The sequence below is a fragment of the Treponema endosymbiont of Eucomonympha sp. genome (assembly GCF_001028545.1).
The window spans coordinates 1-834 of record NZ_BBPW01000275.1 but is presented as its reverse complement, the minus strand read 5'-3'; the positions used below and the strand labels follow the sequence as shown (position 1 = coordinate 834).

1 protein-coding gene is annotated in these 834 nt (G+C 52.9%); it reads left to right on the top strand.

Annotated features, from left to right (window positions below):
• Positions 1–493: primase-like DNA-binding domain-containing protein (locus AWU74_RS06495; RefSeq protein WP_202966420.1), on the top strand; the 493-nt coding region annotated here is incomplete at its 5' end.
• Positions 494–834: the final 341 nt, after the last annotated feature.

Sequence of the window (834 nt, the reverse complement as noted above, 5' to 3'; positions counted from 1 at the left end):
AAAGCTGATTTATTCAAGCAATACCCAGTTACGACTGAACGAAACAGGCAAGGCGGTAGACCGCCGCGTGCGCTGCGTCCCGTTCAACGCTCATGTTGAAAAGCCGGACTACGGACTTGAAGCGCGGCTTGCCGCCGAAGCCCCGCAGGTTTTGAACCGGCTCATTCAAGAAGCGAAAGCATGGTATCAGGCGGACGCGGAGAACCAGCCGCGCTTCCCGCCATGCAGTGCCGTTGACCGCGAGAGCAAGGCGTACACAGAAAGCCAGAATATCGCGCTTGAATTCGTAAATGAGTGCTGCGAGGTTGCGGACGGCGAGCGTGTGCCGGGGAAGGACATTTATTCTCCGGCATACACGGAGTGGTGCAAAAAAAGCGGGGCGCGACCGGTAGGCAAGCAAGTTTTTTTCAAAGCCTTGCAAGACGGCGGTTTTTCTATGAAAGAAGGGAGCGGACATGCCCGTGTCTTTGAAAGATTGCGGCTAAAACAATGACAGGGAGTGTATTTGTGTATTTTCAAAGGCTATTTTGACTTATTTTCTCTATACGCGCGTATAGGAAAAATAATACAAATCAGGGTCTAAAAATACACAAATACACCATGACAGCGCATGAGGGCAAAAAATGGTACGGTTGGCGTATACCGTACACCCGTACAGCACGGCTGGATAACAGCCCGCGTGGTAGCATATGCAGACAGCCCGCGTGGGTGCTTATGAACACAGCCCGCGAGGAACACAGGCAGGCTTGGCGGCGAATGTCCGCAGCGCACGGGCGGGCAAGAACGATACCGAACCCGCTGACAAGCAAAGCGCAATGAACTATAGGTATTGAC